This is a genomic window from Cognatiluteimonas weifangensis (genome assembly GCF_003416885.1).
Classification (GTDB): Bacteria; Pseudomonadota; Gammaproteobacteria; order Xanthomonadales; family Xanthomonadaceae; genus Cognatiluteimonas; species Cognatiluteimonas weifangensis.
This window is the reverse complement of the sequence record NZ_QVPD01000004.1, coordinates 47097-65524: the sequence shown is the minus strand read 5'-3', so window position 1 is coordinate 65524 and position 18428 is coordinate 47097. Positions and strand designations below refer to the sequence as shown.

Sequence of the window (18428 nt, the reverse complement as noted above, 5' to 3'; positions counted from 1 at the left end):
GTCAATCCCTCAGGATCTCGCGCCAGGAAATGCGCCGCGGCGAACCGCCCTGCGGATTCACCGCGATCGAGCCCAGCGTGCCCTTGGAGCCGCCGACGACCAACAGCTTGTCGATCAGCGTCGGCAGTGTCGGCATGCCTACCCCCAGGTCGACCGAGCCGACGGGTACCGACTGGCCGTTGCCGTCGACGTTGTCGCCGTCATCGTAGCGGCCGTCGCCGTTGCTGTCGAAGTACGGCGATGACACGCTGGTGCCGGTGAACGCATCGATCGCGTTGATGTAGCCGGTACCGCCGGCGTCGCAGGTACTGCCTGCCGGCGGGAACAGGCTCGCGACCAGCAGCACGTTGCCGCGAACCCTCGGATCGCTGACCACGCGCTCTCCGGCCCGGGGATCGTCCAGGTCGATGTACCAACCTTTTTTTCCGGCCGGCAAACCGGTCGTGGGCTGGAATCCGCGGACCGCGCGCCCATCCTTGGTGGTGCTCACCAGGATCTGGCGCTCGGCCAGGTCGCCGCGGCCGTTGACGGTGCCGCCATCGTCGACCACGCCGTAGATCGTCTGCACGTCGACGTTGCCGACGTCGGTGGCGGTCATCAGGCTGCCGGTGCCGGCGAACACCCAGATCCGGTTGGTCGACGGCTCGCGCGCGATCGCCAGGCCCGCGGTAATCGGCTGCGCCGCCCCGCCGGCGTCGCGCGCGGTGAACATCGGCGAACCCCCGTTGGCGATGCTCCAGCTCGCGGCGGCTGCGGCCTGCAGGTCGAACTTCCACAAATTGCCTTTCAGGTCGCCGGCGTAGACGGCATCGACGGTGCCATTGCCGTCCAGGTCTGCGCCGCGCGGTGCGGACAAACCGTTATCGCCACCGACGCCGGTGTCGAGCTTGCGCAGGACCGCACCAGTCGTCAGGTCGAGCACGAACAGGACCGCGCGGCCGTTGCCGCTGTTGATCCCGTTGCCGACTAGGACGCCCTGGCTGCCGTCGTTCAGCCTCACCACCAGCGGCGCTCCGAGGACGAGGCCCATGTCGTTGCCGAGCGCATTGCCGGTGTTGTCCCAGAGCACGTCGCCGGCGGCGAAGCTGGCCGGGTGGCTGACGTCCAGCCCGAAGACCCCCTTGCCGCCACGGCCGAGGGCGCCGACCAGGTAGTTGCCACCGGGCGTCTGCTTCAGGGTGGACACCGCCACCGGCCCGTCGACGAAGTACTTGTGCACGTATTGCGGGTCGCTCAGCGTGGCGAGGTTGGCCAGGTTCACCCCGGCCGGTACGTACGCGAAGCGCTCGGCGCCGGTGAGCGCGTCGAACGCATGCAGCATGCCGTCGTTGGCGCCGACGAAGATCGTCTCGTTGTCGTCGACATAGATCGGCGAGGAATTGGCGATGTCGCCAAGGACCGTATCGCGGTCGCGCAGCCGGCCACCATTGCGCTTTTCCAGCACCCGGCTGCCAGCCAGGTAAGCCGCGTTTTCCGCGCCCGTCGCCGGCGCCATGGCGCGCGCGCTCTGGTCGAGTGCGGCGACCTGGGCGGCAGTCGGGAATGCCACGCCGCCGGCCGCATGGGTGAAGACCTTGCGACTCGCGGGAATGTTCTTCGACGCCCGCCACACCGGATCGGGCACGCCGTCGCCGTCGGCGTCGACGCTGGAAATGCCGGCCGCGCTGGCTTCGTACGCCGCCAGCTCGCCGCTCCATCTGCCCGACACGTAGCTCGCCTGGTAAACCCGGGTGTCGGTCTGGAACGAGGTGCTGTTGGCAGTGACGTTGGACGCCGAACCCAGGCGCGCGGCGACCGTGGTCAGCGCGTCGACCAGCCCCTGCACGAATTCGGCGGGATCGGTCGCGGCGACGAAATTGCCGCGGCCGTTGACCGCGGCGTGCCAGAGGTCGTCGATGCGGTCCAGGTCCTCTCTGTCGGTGGGGTCGCCCCAGTGCTTGCTGCCGTTGGCGATCGAGGCAAGGTCGGTTTTCGGGTTCAGCCGCCCCTGCAGCCCAATCGATACGCCAAACGTCACCATGTGCTGCCAGAACGCCGGGTCGGCGACCGAGGTCGGCACGTCGTTGTCCAGCGCGGCCACCAGGTCGCGCTTCCAGTAGTACATCGCCACGTCCGCAAGCGTGTCCGGCCGCGAGTACAACCCTCCACGCGAAGCGACGAAATCGTCCTTGTACGGATTGGCGGGACTGTAGGTGTAGGTGGTCTTGCCGTCCTTGGACTGGATGTTGGCGCCGGCACTGCCGTCGGCGTCCCCGACCGCGGAATACCCGCTGGAACTGTTCCAGTAGCCGTCGGTGGTCAGGATCGCGAAGTTCTGCCGGCAACTGATCTGACTGCTGCCGGGTCCCCACGGCCCCGAGGCGCTGGTGTCCTCGAAATACCTGCCGGTGCGCTGCAGTGCCCCCAGCAGCGGGGTGCCGCCGTTGCCGTTGGCCTCCTGCAGGTGCCGGAACCAGTCGCTGCGATTGCTGCCCCGGAACAGGCCACCGTCGTTGTCGACCGGAATCGGATAGGCGCTGCGGTTCCAGATCGAGTCGTAGCCGACGCGGATGCTGCCGCCAAGCTGGCTGAAGGCCTCGCTGGCACCCGCCTTGGCCACCTTGATCCGGGTGCGGTGGTAGGAATACCAGATGGCGAAGTTCGTCATTTCATCCGCTTCGGTGCGCCCGGTCGGCGTAGCGAACGTGCAGCGCCGCCAGGCCATGCCGCGCCCGCTGCTGCAGCCGGCGTTGTTCTGCCCCTCGACCCGAGCGTTGCCCCACTCGCTGCGCACCACTCGCGGCAGCCCGGTGCCGTCGCCGCTGACGGTACGGATCTGGTAGCGGTAGTACTGGCCCACATCGTCGAGATCGGTGGCGCCGGCCTTGGGCACGAAGAAGGTCTGGACGTCGTCCGACAAGTCCTTCGACCCGCTCAGCAGGCTGGCGTGGCTGTAGGCCGCGGTATACGACCGGCCTCCGCCATAGCGGGTATCGTCGGCCTTGATCCAGGGCAGGTAGCCGGTCGCCGGGTTGTAGTAGATCGTGTTGTGGACGTACGACTTGTCGGCGATGTCGTCGTCGAGGTCGGAATCGCCGTCGATGTCGCGTGGCATCGCCACGAATTCCATCGACCCGGAATCGTCGAGAATGAACATCACGTTGGCCGGCGGATAGGCGGTCCCGGTCTGCAACGGCAGGTCGGGAATGGTGATGGCGTGGCCCGGCGCGACGACCAGCGTGGCGGCGCAGGTGAGCAGACCGCACGCCAGCCGGCGCAACAGCGGATGGCGCGCGATTCGGTTTTCTGTGGACCTGTTCATTGCGGCGGCTCTCCGGCGTCACGGAACGGCATAGATGGACTGCAACATGACTTCGGCACGGTCCTGCGCCAGGCTGCGTGCGGTAATCCGGTAACGGCGTTCGCTGCCCTGGCACGAGGCCTCCGGCGAGACGTCGATGCTGGTGGTGCAACTACCCTTGGCGGGAATGTTATCGTCGAGCAGCTCGACGATGTAGCGCGGCTTCGCGGTGAGCGTGCCGATGGTCACCGTGGTCTCGCGCCAGTTGCCGGAGCCGTCGCCCCAGAAACCGGCGGCTTGCCAGCGCGGCGGGTCGGCGGCAAGCGGTTTCGCGCAAAGGCCGTTGGCGCATCCGCTGGACGGAAGCGCAGGCTTGCTGGCTGCCAGCGCCTCGCCTTCGCGCAGCGCGGCTTCGGTCGCCTGGAACGCAAGGCTGCGATCGAGCATGTTGCCGCTCATGCGCTCCTTGAGCAGCGTTCCGCGGATGCTGGCCAGGGCGAGCAGGCTCATCACCAGCAGCAGGATCAGGACGACGGCCAGCGCGACGCCGCGCTGTGCGATGGGCGATGCGGGACGGTTCATGGGGCGCGACTCCGGATGGCGACGACGTGGCCGACATGCCGCTGCAACGGATTGCCGTCGCTGCCGACCCTGAGCTTGCCGGCGAGCGCGAGATCGATCCGGACGGCCACGACCCGGCTCCAGTCGCCCACCGCCGCTGCCGGGACATAGGACGCCGCGCCGTCGGACAGGTAGGCCAGCGTCATGCCGGCGACGCCGTCGGCGACCTCGTCTCGATCGACGATCAGCGTGCCCGCGTTGTTGCGCAGCATGCTGCGGTACAACGAGGTGCCGCCGCGTCCGTTGTGGCCGACATACCAGCGGGCCGCCCGGAGCCTGGCGATGATCGCGGTCCAGCGGTTTTCCGGCAGGCTGCAGTCGATCCCCGGATCCTGCCCGCCGAACCGGCAGCCGAACTCGTAGCTGGTTCCCACTGGCGTGCACACCCGCGGCGAGCCGAGGCCCTTGGTGCAGTTGCCGGGGCTGATCGAGGCGCCGGTGTTGTGCACGATCGTGGTGTTGGTGCCCGGCTGCGCGTTGCTGATCTGGAAGATCGCGCCGTGGTTGAAATCGCACGCCATCGCGATATCGCCGACGTGCAGGCCGTGGTCCTTGGTGTTGACCTGGAACTGGGCCGACGGCGGCTGGTGCGAGACGATGGCCACGCCGTCGGCGACCGAGGATTTCAGTTCGATCGCCTCGGTGCCTATGACACGTTGCCCTTTCGCACTTCCGAACGCGGCATCGGGAAACGGCGTGCCGCCGCCATAGCCGCGGATGCCCCCGGCAAAGTCGCTGTACCAGTTGCCGGCGGGATCGTTGAGCACGTTGACCGTGTCCACGCTGCTGTCGCAGGGGTTGCCCGCCGCTTCACGGATGTCGCGCGACATCAGCTCGAACGAGGTTCCCGCATTCTCCTGCAGGTAACCCAGACTTTCGGTCGCAAGGTAGGTCTGCCGGTTGGCGACGAACAAGGCGAGTGCGGCGCCGGTGACGATCAGGCCCAATACCAGCGCCACCATGAGCTCGACCAGGGTGACGCCCCGCTGCTTGGCGCGGTAACGACGGGGAAACGTGGTCACAGGCGGGTCTCCGTCACGAGCTGCTGGCGGGCGTCGCCACGGGTGCCGCGGGAGTCGTCCCACTGCACGGTGATCCTGCACGCCAGGCTCCCGCATTTGATCTGACCGCACGCGGCCGCGCCCAGATCGCGCTTGAGCGCCTGGATCCAGTCGTGCAAATCGGTCGCCGCGAGATCCCCGGTCTTGGGTACCACGCAGGTCAGCGCGGTGAGGTCGTATCCGCCGATGCGCGCGACGGCGAGGTTTGCGCGCATCGCATCGAGGATGGCGTAGGTTTGCACCACCGCCTGACTACGCTCGAGCGCGCTCTGGCTGTTGCGCAAGGAGGTCGACTGCAGCGCGGCGATGCCGAGCATCCCGAAAGACAGGATGACCACCGCGATCAGCACTTCGATGAGGCCGACGCCGGACACGCGTCGCCGGCCGATGCTTCCGGTTGGAATCATGGGTTTTTGCCTCTCATGAAGGGTCGGCCGGTGCCCTGCAGACGCCGTTTCCGTCCACTTGTGTCGTCGAGATCCGGCTACCGGAGCCGATGCCCACATGGCGCACATTGCTGGCCGGGCGCCGCGTGGCGATGCACATGGCGATGACGCCGTCGAGCAGCGTGTCCGCCGCGTCCCGGGCAAGGCCATCGGAACGGAACACGATCTTGCCGGCGACCGACGCGCTGCTCGCAACCCGGACCGGCGCGGCGACGGTGGAGGTCAACAGCAGCGTATCGCCCGCGCCGTAACTGCCATCGCGATCGACGTCGACGAAACCGATCCAGCCATCGGGCGCCAGCGCCGAACAGGCGGGCGTGGCGGCGCCGGCGGCATCGCTCAGGCACACCACGATGCGCCGGTTGCGGCGGATCGCCTCCATGCGTGCGGTCTGCAATGCATTCACCAGCTCGTTGGCGGCGCCCGTCAACCGGTTCGAATTCACCACGCTCTCGAAACCGGGAACAGCCAGCGTGAGCACGATGGCCAGCACGGCCATCGCGATCATCAATTCGACCAGCGTGAATCCGCCCTGCCGCCGCATACCGCGTCGTCCCCGGCTTCCCTTCCTTTACTTTCAATGAACCGACGACCGGTTGCAACCCCTAGACGAACGGTATTGACAATCTTTTGTTTTCCAAATGTACAGATTTGCAGGAAATGTGACGCAATGCGTCCTGCTGCACCGCAGCACACCTGCCCGTACTGTTGGCGTCGCAACCTGCACCAGAGTCTGCCGCCAGTCCCGGGGTCGGAGAGCCCTGACTCAGCGCGCCTTCGCCCCGCGCAAGGCTTGTACCTGCGCCGGCGGCGCGAACGAATCGCTGCGCGCGCTCGCCCAGAAGCTGCGGAACACGGCGTGCTCCGGGACGCCCTGCAGCAGCTCACCGGGCGCCAGGAACCGGTACAGCGCCGCAAGCGACCGCACCTCGGTCGGCGACACCCGCCGCAGGATGTGCTCGGGGCCGAGCTCGTCGGGGTGCCGCAGGCCGCAGGCACACAGCAGGTCGCGCAAGGCCTGCAGGGTGTTGCGTTGGAACATGAACACCCGCGTCGCCTTGTCGGCCACGTCCAGGTGTTTCCAGCGCCGCGGGTCCTGGGTCGCGATCCCGGTCGGGCAGCGGTCGGTATGGCAGTTCTGCGACTGGATGCAGCCTAGCGCGAACATGAAACCGCGCGCGGCGTTGCACCAGTCCGCGCCCAGTGCCAGGGTGCGCGCGAGGTCGAAGGCGCTGACGATCTTGCCGGCGGCGCCGACCTTGACCCGGTCGCGCAAACCCAGGCCCACCAGGGTGTTGTGCACCAGCATCAGGCCCTCGTGCATCGGCACGCCGACGTGCTCGATGAATTCCGCGGGCGCCGCGCCGGTGCCGCCCTCGGCGCCGTCGACGACGATGAAATCCGGCAGGACCCCGGTCTCGTGCATCGCCTTGGCGATCCCGAACCATTCCCACGGATGTCCGATCGCCAGCTTGAACCCGACCGGCTTGCCACCGGACAGCTCGCGCAGGCGGGCGACGAACTCGAGCAGGCCCACCGGCGTGGAGAATTCCGCGTGACGCGCCGGCGAGACGCAGTCGCGGCCCGACGGCACGCCGCGGGTGGCGGCGATCTCGGCACTGACCTTGGCCGCCGGCAGCATGCCGCCGTGGCCGGGCTTGGCGCCCTGCGACAACTTGATTTCGATCATCCGCACCTGCGGCGCGCCCGCGTTTTCGACGAAGCGCTCCTCGCTGAAGCGGCCCTCGGCATCGCGGCAGCCGAAATAGCCCGAACCGATTTCCCACACCAGGTCGCCGCCGTGCTCGCGGTGGTAGGGCGAGATCGAGCCCTCGCCGGTGTCGTGGTAGAACCCGCCGCGTTTCGCTCCGGCGTTGAGCGCGCGGATCGCGTTGGCCGACAGCGCGCCGAAGCTCATCGCCGAGATGTTGAACACGCTGGCGTCGTAAGGCTGCGCGGCCTGCGCGCCGATGCGGATGCGGAAGTCGTGCGACTCGATGAACGATGGCACGATCGAATGGTTGATCCATTCGTAGGCGACGTCGTACACGTCGTGTTCGGTGCCGAACGGCACCACGTCCATCACGCTCTTGGAGCGCTGGTACACCAGCGCGCGCTGCTGGCGCGAGTACGGCGCCTCCTCGGTGTCGGCCTCGATGAAGTACTGGCGGATTTCCGGGCCGATCGATTCCAGCCCGTAGCGGAAATGCGCCAGCAGCGGATAGTTGCGGCGCAGTGTGCTGCGGCGTTGCAGCAGGTCCCAGGTACCCAGCAGCGCCAGCGCGCCGAACGCCGCCAGGCCCCAGCGCCAGCCCGGATCGCCCTGCATCCGCCAGGCGGAGAACAGCGCCAGCAGCAGGCTCGCGGCGTAAGCGGAATAGCGCAGCATCGGTGTCTCCCGGGACGGTGCGGCCCGAGGATACCGTGCGCGGGCCGGCGCGGCGCCGCGACTACAGCCGCCCGTCCACCTGGTCCTTCGGGAACAGCCCCTTGATGTCGTACACCACCGCGCCCTCGCGGCCGAGCCGGCGCACGGCGTCGATGCCCATCTCGCGATACTCCTCGTGCGCGACCGCGACCACGATCGCGTCGTAGCCGTCGTGGTCGGGGAGCATCGGCAGCAGCTCCAGCCCGTATTCGCGCCGCGTCAGCACCGGGTCGGCCCAGCTGTCGTGGACGTCGACGTGGGCGCCGTAGTCGCGGAACTGCTCGACCAGCTCGGCCACGCGCGTGTTGCGCAGGTCCGGGCAGTTCTCCTTGAAGGTCAGGCCCAGGATCAGGATCCTGGCGTCGGCCACGTTCGCCTTGCGCCGGATCATTTCCTTGATCACTGCGGCGGCCACGTGCCGGCTCATCGACTCGTTGATGCGGCGCGAGGCCAGCAGGATGTCGGGGTAATAGCCGGCCGACTGCGATTTCTGGATCAGGTAGTACGGGTCCACGCCGATGCAATGGCCGCCGACCAGACCGGGCTTGAACGGCAGGAAGTTCCACTTGGTGCCGGCGGCTTCCAGCACGTCCTGGGTGTCGATCCCCAGGCGCTGGAAGATCAGCGCCAGCTGGTTCATCAGCGCGATGTTGACGTCGCGCTGGGTGTTCTCGATCACCTTGGCCGCCTCGGCCACGCGGATGGTCGGCGCCTTGTGGGTACCGGCGGTGATGATGCTGCGGTATAGCGCATCGATGAAGTCGGCCGCTTCCGGGGTGGAGCCGGAGGTGACCTTGGGGATGTTGGCCAGGCGCCGCTGGCGGTCGCCGGGGTTGATCCGCTCCGGGCTGTAGCCGACGAAGAAATCCCGGTTGCAGCGCAGGCCGGAAGCGCGTTCCAGCTCGGGCACGCAGATTTCCTCGGTCGCGCCCGGGTACACGGTGGACTCGTAGATCACGATGTCGCCGCGCTTGAGTACGCCGCCGATGGTGCGGCTGGCCTGGATCAGCGGGGTGAAATCCGGATGCTTGTGTTCGTTGATCGGGGTGGGCACGGTGACGATGTATACGTCACGATCGCGGAGATCCTCGATCGCCGCACTCAGGCGCAGCCGGGTGGCCGCGGCCAGTTCATCGTCCTCGACCTCGCGGTTGCTGTCGGTGCCGGCGCACAGCGCCTGGACACGGGCGGCATCGATATCGAAGCCGAGCGTGTCGTGATGGCTGCCGAAGGCCACCGCCAGCGGCAGTCCGACGTAGCCCAGGCCGATCACGCCGATGCGCGCGCTGTCCGGATCCCGCATGTGTTTCCCCTTGACGATGTGTGGAGTCCGCGCGACGGCGGCGACAACGCGCACCTGCCCGGGGCGCGCACCCGGAGTGACGGGAACCGGGGCGGGAACAGGCCGTCCGGGCCCGGTCGTTCGAACCGGACCTTCGTCCGGACCGTCGCGACCGAGCCATCGGCGCAGGCCGGTTCCACCGCACCCGCACCATGCCGCGCAGCCACCGCGACGTATCCGCAACGACGCGCCGCATCATCCGCTTCGAAGCCGCCGTCCTGGTGCCCGGAGTGGGGCTCGAACCCACATGGCCCTGCGGCCGAGGGATTTTAAGTCCCTTGCGTCTACCAGTTTCGCCATCCGGGCGCCGCCCCATGGTGCCCCGCGTCGGCACGGGCCGCAATGTTGCCCTGGACACCGCCCGCGACCCGTGGCCGCCATTCCCCCAAGACACGGCGCAGGCGGGCGGCGCGGTCCACCAGCCCGCCGGTCGGCAGAAGCGCCACAAAAAAGCCCCGCGGTTGCGCGGGGCTCAGAGCGAACTGGAGGCCGAGGTCGGAATTGAACCGGCGTACGCGGATTTGCAGTCCGCTGCATAACCACTCTGCCACCCGGCCGGTGACGGTCTGGATTGTTCCATATCGTGCCCGGACCTGCACGGCGGCGACCACGCGGGTTGCAGCGTCCGGCACGCAAAACAAACCCCGGCAGGGCCGGGGTCCGTCGTCCTTCGGTCAGGTCCGCACCGGCGGTGCAGGCCTTGTTCAGGGACAAAAACTGGAGCGGGAAACGAGACTCGAACTCGCGACCCCGACCTTGGCAAGGTCGTGCTCTACCAACTGAGCTATTCCCGCGGTGAGCCGGTGATTTTACTGTCCGCGCCCCGGCTGTCAACCACCGGTTGCTGTCCGTCGCGCAACGCCGGCCAGGCCGCGCGCAGGTATTCGAACCCCGACCACAGGGTCAGCAGCGCCGCGCCCGCCAGCAGCCAGTCGCCGACATGGAACACCAGCTCGCCCATCCACGGCATCGGGTGCGGCGGCCGCGCGGGCGAGACCGAATACAGCAGGCAGGTCAGCGCCACCATCTGGGCGATGGTCTTGATCTTGCCGACCGTGGCCACGGCGACCTTGCGGCGCTGGCCGAGCTCGGCCATCCATTCGCGCAGCGCCGACACCGCGATCTCGCGGCCGACGATCACCGCCGCCCACAACGCCATCCAGGCGCTGGGATGGCCCTGCACGATCAGGAACAATGCGGTCGCCACCATCAGCTTGTCGGCGACCGGGTCGAGGAAGGCGCCGAAGGCCGAATACTGCTGGTAGCGGCGCGCGATCCAGCCGTCCAGCCAGTCGGTGGCCGAGGCCAGCGCGAATACCGCCGCGGCGGCAAAATTGGTCCAGCCGTACGGCAGGTAGAAGACGGCCGCCAGCACCGGGATCAGCGCGATCCGCAGCAGCGTCAGCATCGTCGGCACCGTCAGTTTCATCCCTCGCTCCGTTCGCTTGCCCCCGCCCCGGGCAGTCCATGCAGGCTGGCGTAGATGCGCTCGGCGAGCGCGGCATCGATGCCGGGAGCCCGGGCGATCTCCTCCGCGCCCGCGGCCTTGAGCCCCCCCAACCCGCCGAAATGCCGCAACAGGTTAGCGCGTCGGCGCGGTCCGATGCCGGGAATGTCCTCCAGGCGGCTGGTGTTGCGGGCTTTCTGGCGGCGGCCGCGGTGGCCGGTGATGGCGAAACGGTGCGACTCGTCGCGCACCTGCTGCACCAGCTGCAGGCCGGGCGATTCCGGGCCGGGGCGGATTTCGCGGCCGTCCGGCAGCAGCAGGGCCTCGTGTCCGGCGCGGCGGCCCGCGCCCTTGGCGACGCCGACCAGGACGATGCCGTCGATGCCCAGGTCGGCCAGCACCCCGCGCGCCTGCGCCACCTGGCCGGCGCCGCCGTCGATCAGCAGCACGTCCGGCAGCACCCCGCCCTCCTCCGCCGCGCGCCGGAAGCGCCGCTCCAGCGCCTGGTGCATGGCCGCGTAGTCGTCGCCCGGCTCGATCCCGGCGATGTTGTAGCGGCGGTACTGGCCGCGCACCGGGCCGTTGCCGTCGAACACCACGCACGAGGCCACGGTCGCCTCGCCCATGGTGTGGCTGATGTCGAAGCACTCGATCCGCTGCGGCGGCTCGGCCAGGGCGAGCAGCTCGCGCAGCGACTCCAGCCGCGCCCGCTGCGTGGCCTGGCTGCCCAGTTCGGTCGCCAGCGCCAGCTCGGCGTTGCGCCGCGCCAGGTCGAGGTAGCCGGCGCGCTCGCCGCGCACGCTGGCCTTGAGCAACACGCGCTTGCCGCTGGCGGCCGACAGCGCCTGCTGCAGCAGTTCGCGCTCCTCGATGTCGTACTCGAGCACGATCTCGCCCGGTGCCGGCTGTTCGGCGTAGTGCTGGGACACGAACGCCGCCAGCACCTCGGCCGGGTTGTCGGCGCCGTTGGTCCTGGGGAAGAAGGCGCGGGTGCCGAGGTTGCGGCCGTCGCGGAACGCCAGCAGCAGCACGCAGGCGTGGCTGTCGCGCAGCGCGCAGGCGAGCACGTCCAGGTCGGCGGCGCGGCCGTCGACGTACTGGCGCGCCTGCAGCTTGCGGATCGCCGCGATCAGGTCGCGCACGCGCGCGGCCTCCTCGAAGTCCAGGCGCGCGCTGGCCGCCGCCATCGCCTGCTGCAGCTCGGCGCTGAGCTCGTCGCTGCGCCCGTCCAGGAACATCTCGGCGCGGCGCACCGACTCGGCGTAGGCCACCGGATCGATCAGGGCCACGCACGGCGCGCTGCAGCGGCCGATCTGGTACTGCAGGCAGGGCCGCGTGCGGTTGCGGAACACGCTGTCCTCGCAGCTGCGCAGCTTGAACAGCTTGTGCATCAGGTTGAGCGTTTCGCGCACCGCGCCGACGCTGGCATAGGGGCCGAAATAGCGTCCCGGGACCGAGCGCGGGCCGCGATGCATGGTCAGCCGCGGCCACTGCTCCTGGGTCAGAAGCACGTAGGGATAGCTCTTGTCGTCGCGCAGCAGCACGTTGTAGCGCGGCTTGAGCGACTTGATCAGCTGGTTTTCCAGCAGCAGCGCCTCGGCCTCGGTGCGGGTGACCGTGACCTCCATGCGCGCGACCTGGGCCAGCATCGCCATGGTCCGCGCCGACTTGGGAGCCGCGCTGAAGTAGCTGGCGACGCGCTTCTTCAGCGCGCCGGCCTTGCCCACGTACAGCACGCTGTCGTCGGCCGCGTACATGCGGTAGACGCCGGGGGCCGTGCTCAACCTGCGGACGTAGGCCTTGCCGTCGAATGGCACGGGCGCGGGGGCGGGCGCGATGTCCGTCATTCTCCGATCGGGACGCGATGCAGGGCGCCGTTGTGGGTGTCCAGCCGCAGCACCGCGTGGGCGTCGGTGTCGGCGATCCAGACCACGCCGGCGGCCACCGCCAGGCCGCGCGGGCCGTGCAGGCGCTGCGGCAGCGCGTAGGTGGCGAGCTCGCCGCCGCCCAGACGCAGGCTGCGCAGCTGGTCGTTGCCGCAGTCGGCGATCCACAGCAGCGGCGCATCGGGGTCCAGCGCGATCGCCTGCGGGTCCTGCAGCCGCGCGTCGCTGCGCACGCCGTCGGTGCAGCCGTAATTCCAGGGATCCTCGCCGACCAGGGTGGCGACCTGGCGGCTGCGCAGGTTGAGCGTGCGGATCGCCGAACCGGCGCCGTCGCAGACATAGACCCGCTGCTGCACCGCCGCCAGCGCCACCGGCTCGGCGAACGCGGCGTCCGCGCCGGCGCCGTCGGCGACCGCGAGCGCGCCGGAGCCGGCCACCAGCGACAGGTCGTGCTTGCCGAGGTCGTATTTCCAGATGCGGTTGTCGCCGCAGCAGGCGATCAGCAGGGCATCGCCGACCAGTACCACCGCCCGCGGCTGGTCCAGGGCGACCGCGCGCGGATCGCCGATCGTGCCCTCGTCCGGCGCCCCGGGGCGCCCGGCACCGCACAGGGTGGCGACATCGCCGCTGCGCAGGTCGATGCGGCGGATCGCGTGGTTGCCGCTGTCCACCACGTACAGCGTGCCGCGCTCCAGGCACAGGCCGTGGGGCCGGCTGAATGCGGCCAGTTCCGCCGGACCGTCGATGAACCCGGCATCGCCGCTGCCGAACTGGCGCAGCACGCGCCCGGCCTGGTCGCATTCGAGCACCCGGTGGTGGCCGCTGTCGGCGACGTAGAGATATTGCCCGCCCAGCGCCAGCCCGCCGGGGAACCGCAGCGGCAGCGCCGGCTCGTGCTGACGCCGCAGCGCGAGCGCGGCGCCCTCGCCCGGCGCCCCGCCCTGCTCGGCACACAGCGCCTTCAGGCGTGCGTCGAGGTCGCGCAGCGGGCCGTCGCCGACGATGCGCTCGCGGATCCGGCCGTGGCCGTCGATCAGCACCACCGTCGGCCACGCTTGGACCCCGCACTGCTGCCACAGCGTCCAGTCCGGATCGTGCGCGACCGGGACACTGAGGCCGTGGCGATTCAGGTGACTGACGATGCGGCGGCCGTCGCGCTCGTGGTCGAAGCGCGGCACGTGCACCGCGAGCACCTGCAGGCGCCCGCCATGGCGCGCCTGCAACTGCGCCAGGTCGTGCAGGCGCTGCAGCGACCAGGCCGAGCCGGCGTTGACGAAGGCCAGCGCGCAGACCCGCCCGCCCAGGTCGGCCATGCGCGGCGACGCCGGCAGGTTGAGCCATTCCAGGGTCTGCGGGAATTCCGGGGCGAGCGTGGTGTCCATGCGCAACCGGGTCAGCCAGGCCGGCTCCGATTATGCGTCACCGCTGCGCGTGCGCGGCGGTTCGCGCCACGATCGCCGCTGCGGCCGCGTCCACCAGCGTCCAGACGTGCTCGAAGTCGGCCATGCCCCCGGTGTAGGGGTCGGGAATCTCCGTCCGTGCGGCGAACCCGCCCCAGGGCAGCAGCAGCGCGCTGCGGGCGCGCGCGCCGGCCGGCGCCGCCGCGCGCACCGCCTGCAGCACGCTGGCATCGGCGCACAGCAGCAAGTCGAACGCGTCGTGGTCGGCCGGTCGCAGTTGGCGCGCGCGCAGCCCGGCGATGTCCACGCCGTGGCGCGCGGCGCAGGTGATCGCGCGCGGGTCCGGTGGGTTGCCGACGTGCCAGCGTCCCACGCCCGCGGAATCCACCTCCACGGCCATCCCCAGGCCGGCCGCGTGCAGGCGCGCGCGCAGCGCGCCCTCGGCCATCGGCGAACGGCAGATGTTGCCCAGGCACACCATCAGCAGGCGTTGCGGCGCGGGCATGCGCTCAGTCCGGCGCGCTGGCCAGCTGGCGCTCGGCGCGTTCCAGGTCGGCCGGCGTGTCCACCCCCGGCGGGAATGGCGCCGGGCTGATCCCGACCGCGATCCGGTACCCGGCCTCCAGCGCCCGCAATTGCTCCAGCGCCTCGATCTGCTCCAGCCGGCCCGGCGGCAGCGCGGCGAAACGCTCGAGGAAGCCGGCGCGATACCCGTAGATGCCGATATGGCGCAGCCACGGGCCGCCGGCCGGCAGCCGCGCGCGGTCGCCGGCAAAGGCATCGCGCGCCCACGGGATCGGCGCGCGGCTGAAATACAGCGCATCGCCGTTGCCCGCGCGCACCAGCTTCACCGCATTGGGATCGAACAGGGTTGCCGCGTCGGCGATCGGCGCGGCCAGGGTGCTCATCTCGGCCCCCGAGGCGAGCAGCGTATCCGCCACTGCGCGGATGCCGGCGGCCGGCGCGAACGGTTCGTCGCCCTGCAGGTTCACCACCACGGTGGCGTCATCCCAACCGGCGATGGCCGCACACTCGGCGAGCCGGTCGCTGCCCGACGCGTGTCGCGGCGAGGTCATCGCGATGCGCACGCCGCTGCCGGCCAGCGCCGCGGCGATGCGTTCGTCGTCGGCGGCGACCCAGACCTCGCGCGCGCCGGCGGCCAGCGCGCGCCGCGCCACGTGCAGCACCAGCGGTTCGCCGCCGAGCAGCCGCAGCGGCTTGCCCGGCAGCCGCGAGGCGGCGTAACGGGCGGGGATCGCGACCACGAATTCGTCGCTCATGCCCTCGCTCCCGGTCGGCCCGGCACCCGGTCCAGCAGCGCGATCCAGAACGCCTCGGGCACTTCCGCGCGGATCGGCACGCTGAAATGGCGCTCGCCGACGAAGGCCGTGCACTTGACCGCGTCCTTCTCGGTCATCAGCACCGGCAGGTCGCTGCCGAACTCGAAATCCGCACCGTCGTAGCGATGATGGTCGGCGAAGGCGTGCGGCACCACCGCGATCCCCAGCGCCCGCAACATCGCGAAAAAGCGCTCCGGGTTGCCGATCCCGGCGACCGCGTGCACGCGCTGGCCGGCGAACGCGGCCAGCGGCTGCGGGCGTCCGCCGAGCAGCGGCAGGGCGCGCTCGGCGACCAGCCGCATCGGCCATTCGCCGAACCCCGGGGGCAGGTCGCCGGCCACGCCGTTGACCACGCGAAAATCGCACCGCGCCGCCCGCGCCGCCGGCTCGCGCAGCGGCCCGGCCGGCAGCAGCCGGCCGTTGCCGTAGCGGCGCACCGCATCGACCACCTCGATCTCCAGGTCGCGCGCCAGGCGGTAATGCTGCAAACCGTCGTCGCAGACCACGATGTCGCACCCGGCCGCGGCCAGCGCGCGCGCGGCGGCGGCGCGGTCGCGATCGGCGCGCACCCGGGCCCCGGTGCGGCGCGCGATCAGCACCGGCTCGTCGCCGCCGCGCAGCGGGTCGGTCTGCGCGTCCACCCACAGCGGCTGCGCGGGATCGTCGCGACCGTAGCCGCGGGTCGCCACGCCGGGATTCCAGCCGGCGGCACGCAGGCGCTCGACCAGGGCGATGGTCAGCGGAGTCTTGCCGCTGCCGCCGGCCACCAGGTTGCCGACCACCAGCACCGGTACCCCGGCCCGGCGCGGCCGCAGCAGGCCGCGCCGGTAGGCGGCCCGGCGCAGGCCGGTGGCGCCGCCGTACAGCGCCGCCAGCAGGCGCGCGACCGGCGGCGGCTCGCGGCCGGCGTCGTACCACCAGACCGGCGGCGCGGGGTGCGCGCTCATGCGCCCGGCTCGCGGAACTGCATCCGGTGCAGGTGCGCGTACAGGCCGCCGCGCGCCAGCAGTTCGGCATGGGTGCCCTGCTCCTGCAGCCGGCCCTGGTCGAGCACCAGCACCTGGTCGGCGTGCTCGATGGTGGACAGCCGGTGCGCGATCACCAGCGTGGTGCGCTCGGGCATCAGCCGGTTCAGCGCATCCTGCACCAGGCGCTCGGATTCGGTGTCGAGCGCGGCGGTGGCTTCGTCGAGGATCAGGATCGGCGCATCCTTGAGCATGGCGCGGGCGATCGCCAGGCGCTGGCGCTGGCCGCCGGACAGCAGCGCGCCGTTCTCGCCGATCGGCGTGTCCAGTTGTTGCGGCAGGCGTTCGATGAACTCCCAGGCGTTGGCGGCCTCGGCCACCGCGCGCAACTGCTGCGGCGAGGCCTCGCTGCCATAGGCGATGTTGGCCGCGACGCTGTCGTCGAACAGCATCACCCGCTGCCCGACCAGCGCGATCTGCCGGCGCAGGTCGCCCAGGCGGTAATCGCGCAGGTCGATGCCGTCCAGGGTGATGCGGCCGGCGTCGGGTTCGTAGAAACGCGGCAACAGCCGCACCAGGCTGGTCTTGCCACTGCCGGAACGGCCGACGATCGCGGTCACCGTGCCCGGCCGCGCGCGGAAGCTGATGCCGTCCAGCGCCAGCCGCGACGGGTCGCGCTCGTAGCGCAGGCTGACGTCGTCGAATGCCAGTTCGCCGCGCGCACGCGCGATGGCGACGCGCCCGGTATCGGCTTCCTCCCGGCTGTCGACGATGGCGAACAGCCGCTCCGCGGCCGCCACGCCGCGCCCGATCACGCTCTGCACGTTGGTGATCCGGCGCAGCGACGGGATGATGCCCATCATCGCCGTCATCAGCTGCACGAATTCGCCGGCGTCCAGGCGCCCCTGCAGCGCCTCGCGGGTGGCCACCCAGACGATCGCCGCCAGCGCCAGCGCCGCCAGCATCTGCACCAGCGCCGAACTGCCGGCGCGGGTCGCCTCGACTTTCATGTTCAGCCGCAGCATGCGGTTGACCAGCAGCGAGTAGCGCGACTGCTCGAACGCCTGCGCGCCGTAGACCTTGACGTCCTGCTGCGCGGCCAGCGACTGCTCCGCCGACTGCGCCAGCCGGCCCATGCCGTCCTGGATGCCGCGACTGATCCTGCGGTAGCGCTTGCCCACGTACCAGACCAGCACCCCGATCAGCGGCGTGATCAGCACCATCGCCAGCGTCACCTTGACGCTGACCCAGAGCATGATCGCCAGCAGGTAGACGATGGTCAGGCCGTCGGTGACGATGGTCTTGACCGCATCGGTGCCGGCCTGGGTCACCTGCTCGGTGTCGAAGTTGAGCCGGCTCACCATCGCCGGCACCGATTCGACGTCGAAATGCGAGCTCGGCAGGCGCAGGTACTTGCCCAGGATCTGCTCGCGCAGGTCGCGGACCACGCTGCGGCCGGCGCGGGCCATGCCGTAATCGGTGACGAAGGTGGCGATGCCGCGCAGCACGAACAGGCCGACGATCGCCAGCGGCAGCAGCACCGCCATCTCCGGCTTGGGGTCGACGAAGCCGTCGTTGACCAGCGGCTTCATCAGCTGCACGAACGCGCCGCCGGCCAGGGCCTCGACCACCATGCCGATCGAGGCGGCGGTCAGCAACGGCCAGTAGCGGCCGGCGTAGCCGAGCAGGCGGCGGTAGATCGGCCAGGCCGCGGGCGGCCGCCCGTCGGCAGCCGCCGCGGCCGGTCGCGGCTCGCTCATCGCGCCACCCCGGTGGCCCGCGGCGCGGGCGCGGCAGCGGTTTCCGGCGCGGTGGCGATGGCGATGTTGCGGAAGCCGAGCTGGCCGAGCGCGTCGAGCGCGGTCACCACCGCCTGGTGCGGGGTGCGGGCGTCGGCGCGCAGCAGTACGCCGCGGTCGCGGTCCGGGCCGGCGACCTCGGCGATGGTGCGCTTGAGCGAGGCGAGGTCGGTGCGCAGCGCTTCGCGGTCACCGACGAAGTAGCGGCCATCGGCGTTGACCAGCACGCTCAGCGCCCGGCTCTGCGCCGGCGCGGGCTCGCCGTCGGCGCGCGGCAGCTCCAGCTTGAGCACCGAACGCGCGTCGAAGGTGGTGGTGATCACGAAGAAGATGATCAGGCACAGCACCACGTCGATCAACGGGATCAGGTTGATCTCCGGCTCGTCGTCGGCCCGGTGGTCGCGGATGCGCAT

15 protein-coding genes and 3 tRNA genes are annotated in these 18428 nt (G+C 70.4%); all 18 read right to left on the bottom strand.

Annotated features, from left to right (window positions below; genetic code table 11):
* Nucleotide 1: 1 nt before the first annotated feature.
* Nucleotides 2–3301, bottom strand: a complete 3300-nt coding sequence (locus D0Y53_RS05045) for a pilus assembly protein (protein WP_233511661.1) — start codon at nucleotides 3299–3301, stop codon at nucleotides 2–4.
* A gap of 18 nt (nucleotides 3302–3319) precedes the next feature.
* On the bottom strand, nucleotides 3320–3862 hold the full coding sequence (locus tag D0Y53_RS05040; RefSeq protein WP_117202129.1) for a pilus assembly PilX family protein: 543 nt from the start codon (nucleotides 3860–3862) through the stop codon (nucleotides 3320–3322).
* Nucleotides 3859–5019 carry a prepilin-type N-terminal cleavage/methylation domain-containing protein gene (locus D0Y53_RS05035; protein WP_117202128.1) on the bottom strand — a complete coding sequence of 387 codons (1161 nt, stop codon included), beginning with the start codon at nucleotides 5017–5019 and terminating at the stop codon, nucleotides 3859–3861. Before D0Y53_RS05035 ends, D0Y53_RS05040 begins: the two co-directional genes overlap by 4 nt.
* Nucleotides 4920–5369 (bottom strand): type IV pilus modification protein PilV, encoded by a 450-nt coding sequence (gene pilV, locus D0Y53_RS05030; RefSeq protein WP_117202127.1) that lies wholly within the window; start codon nucleotides 5367–5369, stop codon nucleotides 4920–4922. Before pilV ends, D0Y53_RS05035 begins: the two co-directional genes overlap by 100 nt.
* A 13-nt stretch (nucleotides 5370–5382) precedes the next feature.
* On the bottom strand, nucleotides 5383–5952 hold the full coding sequence (locus D0Y53_RS05025) for a GspH/FimT family pseudopilin (protein WP_117202316.1): 570 nt from the start codon (nucleotides 5950–5952) through the stop codon (nucleotides 5383–5385).
* Nucleotides 5953–6174: 222 nt separating this feature from the next.
* Nucleotides 6175–7797, bottom strand: coding sequence for an FMN-binding glutamate synthase family protein (locus D0Y53_RS05020; RefSeq protein WP_117202126.1), 1623 nt, complete (start codon nucleotides 7795–7797; stop codon nucleotides 6175–6177).
* A 61-nt stretch (nucleotides 7798–7858) separates the two neighbouring features.
* Nucleotides 7859–9139 carry a nucleotide sugar dehydrogenase gene (locus D0Y53_RS05015; protein ID WP_117202125.1) on the bottom strand — a complete coding sequence of 427 codons (1281 nt, stop codon included), beginning with the start codon at nucleotides 9137–9139 and terminating at the stop codon, nucleotides 7859–7861.
* A gap of 258 nt (nucleotides 9140–9397) precedes the next feature.
* Nucleotides 9398–9484, bottom strand: a tRNA-Leu gene (locus D0Y53_RS05010).
* Between the two features lie 177 nt (nucleotides 9485–9661).
* A tRNA-Cys gene (locus D0Y53_RS05005) sits at nucleotides 9662–9735 on the bottom strand.
* Between the two features lie 161 nt (nucleotides 9736–9896).
* A tRNA-Gly gene (locus D0Y53_RS05000) sits at nucleotides 9897–9972 on the bottom strand.
* Nucleotides 9963–10607 (bottom strand): CDP-diacylglycerol--glycerol-3-phosphate 3-phosphatidyltransferase, encoded by a 645-nt coding sequence (pgsA, locus tag D0Y53_RS04995; protein ID WP_117202124.1) that lies wholly within the window; start codon nucleotides 10605–10607, stop codon nucleotides 9963–9965. Before pgsA ends, D0Y53_RS05000 begins: the two co-directional genes overlap by 10 nt.
* Complete coding sequence (gene uvrC, locus D0Y53_RS04990) at nucleotides 10604–12472, bottom strand: excinuclease ABC subunit UvrC (protein ID WP_117202123.1); 1869 nt, start codon at nucleotides 12470–12472, stop codon at nucleotides 10604–10606. Before uvrC ends, pgsA begins: the two co-directional genes overlap by 4 nt.
* Nucleotides 12469–13893: a hypothetical protein gene (locus D0Y53_RS04985; RefSeq protein WP_117202122.1), complete on the bottom strand. Its 1425-nt coding sequence runs from the start codon at nucleotides 13891–13893 to the stop codon at nucleotides 12469–12471. Before D0Y53_RS04985 ends, uvrC begins: the two co-directional genes overlap by 4 nt.
* 37 nt (nucleotides 13894–13930) lie before the next feature.
* Nucleotides 13931–14416: a low molecular weight protein-tyrosine-phosphatase gene (locus D0Y53_RS04980; protein ID WP_117202121.1), complete on the bottom strand. Its 486-nt coding sequence runs from the start codon at nucleotides 14414–14416 to the stop codon at nucleotides 13931–13933.
* Nucleotides 14417–14420: 4 nt separating this feature from the next.
* Nucleotides 14421–15191, bottom strand: a complete 771-nt coding sequence (kdsB, locus tag D0Y53_RS04975) for a 3-deoxy-manno-octulosonate cytidylyltransferase (RefSeq protein WP_117202120.1) — start codon at nucleotides 15189–15191, stop codon at nucleotides 14421–14423.
* Complete coding sequence (gene lpxK / locus D0Y53_RS04970; protein ID WP_117202119.1) at nucleotides 15188–16198, bottom strand: tetraacyldisaccharide 4'-kinase; 1011 nt, start codon at nucleotides 16196–16198, stop codon at nucleotides 15188–15190. Before lpxK ends, kdsB begins: the two co-directional genes overlap by 4 nt.
* A complete protein-coding gene (gene msbA / locus D0Y53_RS04965) occupies nucleotides 16195–17976 on the bottom strand; it encodes a lipid A export permease/ATP-binding protein MsbA (RefSeq protein WP_117202118.1) in 1782 nt (593 codons plus the stop codon). Before msbA ends, lpxK begins: the two co-directional genes overlap by 4 nt.
* A complete protein-coding gene (locus D0Y53_RS04960) occupies nucleotides 17973–18428 on the bottom strand; it encodes an ExbD/TolR family protein (RefSeq protein ID WP_117202117.1) in 456 nt (151 codons plus the stop codon). The genes msbA and D0Y53_RS04960 overlap by 4 nt, the downstream gene beginning before the upstream one ends.

What these genes read in the sequence shown, in the direction of transcription:
- D0Y53_RS05045 (WP_233511661.1), bottom strand. Translation starts at nt 3,301, where the DNA reads ATGAACAGGTCCACAGAAAACCGAATCGCGCGCCATCCGCTGTTGCGC.
- D0Y53_RS05040 (WP_117202129.1), bottom strand. Translation starts at nt 3,862, where the DNA reads ATGAACCGTCCCGCATCGCCCATCGCACAGCGCGGCGTCGCGCTGGCC.
- D0Y53_RS05035 (WP_117202128.1), bottom strand. Translation starts at nt 5,019, where the DNA reads ATGCGGGAGCCTGGCGTGCAGGATCACCGTGCAGTGGGACGACTCCCG.
- pilV (WP_117202127.1), bottom strand. Translation starts at nt 5,369, where the DNA reads ATGATTCCAACCGGAAGCATCGGCCGGCGACGCGTGTCCGGCGTCGGC.
- D0Y53_RS05025 (WP_117202316.1), bottom strand. Translation starts at nt 5,952, where the DNA reads ATGCGGCGGCAGGGCGGATTCACGCTGGTCGAATTGATGATCGCGATG.
- D0Y53_RS05020 (WP_117202126.1), bottom strand. Translation starts at nt 7,797, where the DNA reads ATGCTGCGCTATTCCGCTTACGCCGCGAGCCTGCTGCTGGCGCTGTTC.
- D0Y53_RS05015 (WP_117202125.1), bottom strand. Translation starts at nt 9,139, where the DNA reads ATGCGGGATCCGGACAGCGCGCGCATCGGCGTGATCGGCCTGGGCTAC.
- pgsA (WP_117202124.1), bottom strand. Translation starts at nt 10,607, where the DNA reads ATGAAACTGACGGTGCCGACGATGCTGACGCTGCTGCGGATCGCGCTG.
- uvrC (WP_117202123.1), bottom strand. Translation starts at nt 12,472, where the DNA reads ATGACGGACATCGCGCCCGCCCCCGCGCCCGTGCCATTCGACGGCAAG.
- D0Y53_RS04985 (WP_117202122.1), bottom strand. Translation starts at nt 13,893, where the DNA reads ATGGACACCACGCTCGCCCCGGAATTCCCGCAGACCCTGGAATGGCTC.
- D0Y53_RS04980 (WP_117202121.1), bottom strand. Translation starts at nt 14,416, where the DNA reads ATGCCCGCGCCGCAACGCCTGCTGATGGTGTGCCTGGGCAACATCTGC.
- kdsB (WP_117202120.1), bottom strand. Translation starts at nt 15,191, where the DNA reads ATGAGCGACGAATTCGTGGTCGCGATCCCCGCCCGTTACGCCGCCTCG.
- lpxK (WP_117202119.1), bottom strand. Translation starts at nt 16,198, where the DNA reads ATGAGCGCGCACCCCGCGCCGCCGGTCTGGTGGTACGACGCCGGCCGC.
- msbA (WP_117202118.1), bottom strand. Translation starts at nt 17,976, where the DNA reads ATGAGCGAGCCGCGACCGGCCGCGGCGGCTGCCGACGGGCGGCCGCCC.
- D0Y53_RS04960 (WP_117202117.1), bottom strand. Translation starts at nt 18,428, where the DNA reads ATGCGCATCCGCGACCACCGGGCCGACGACGAGCCGGAGATCAACCTG.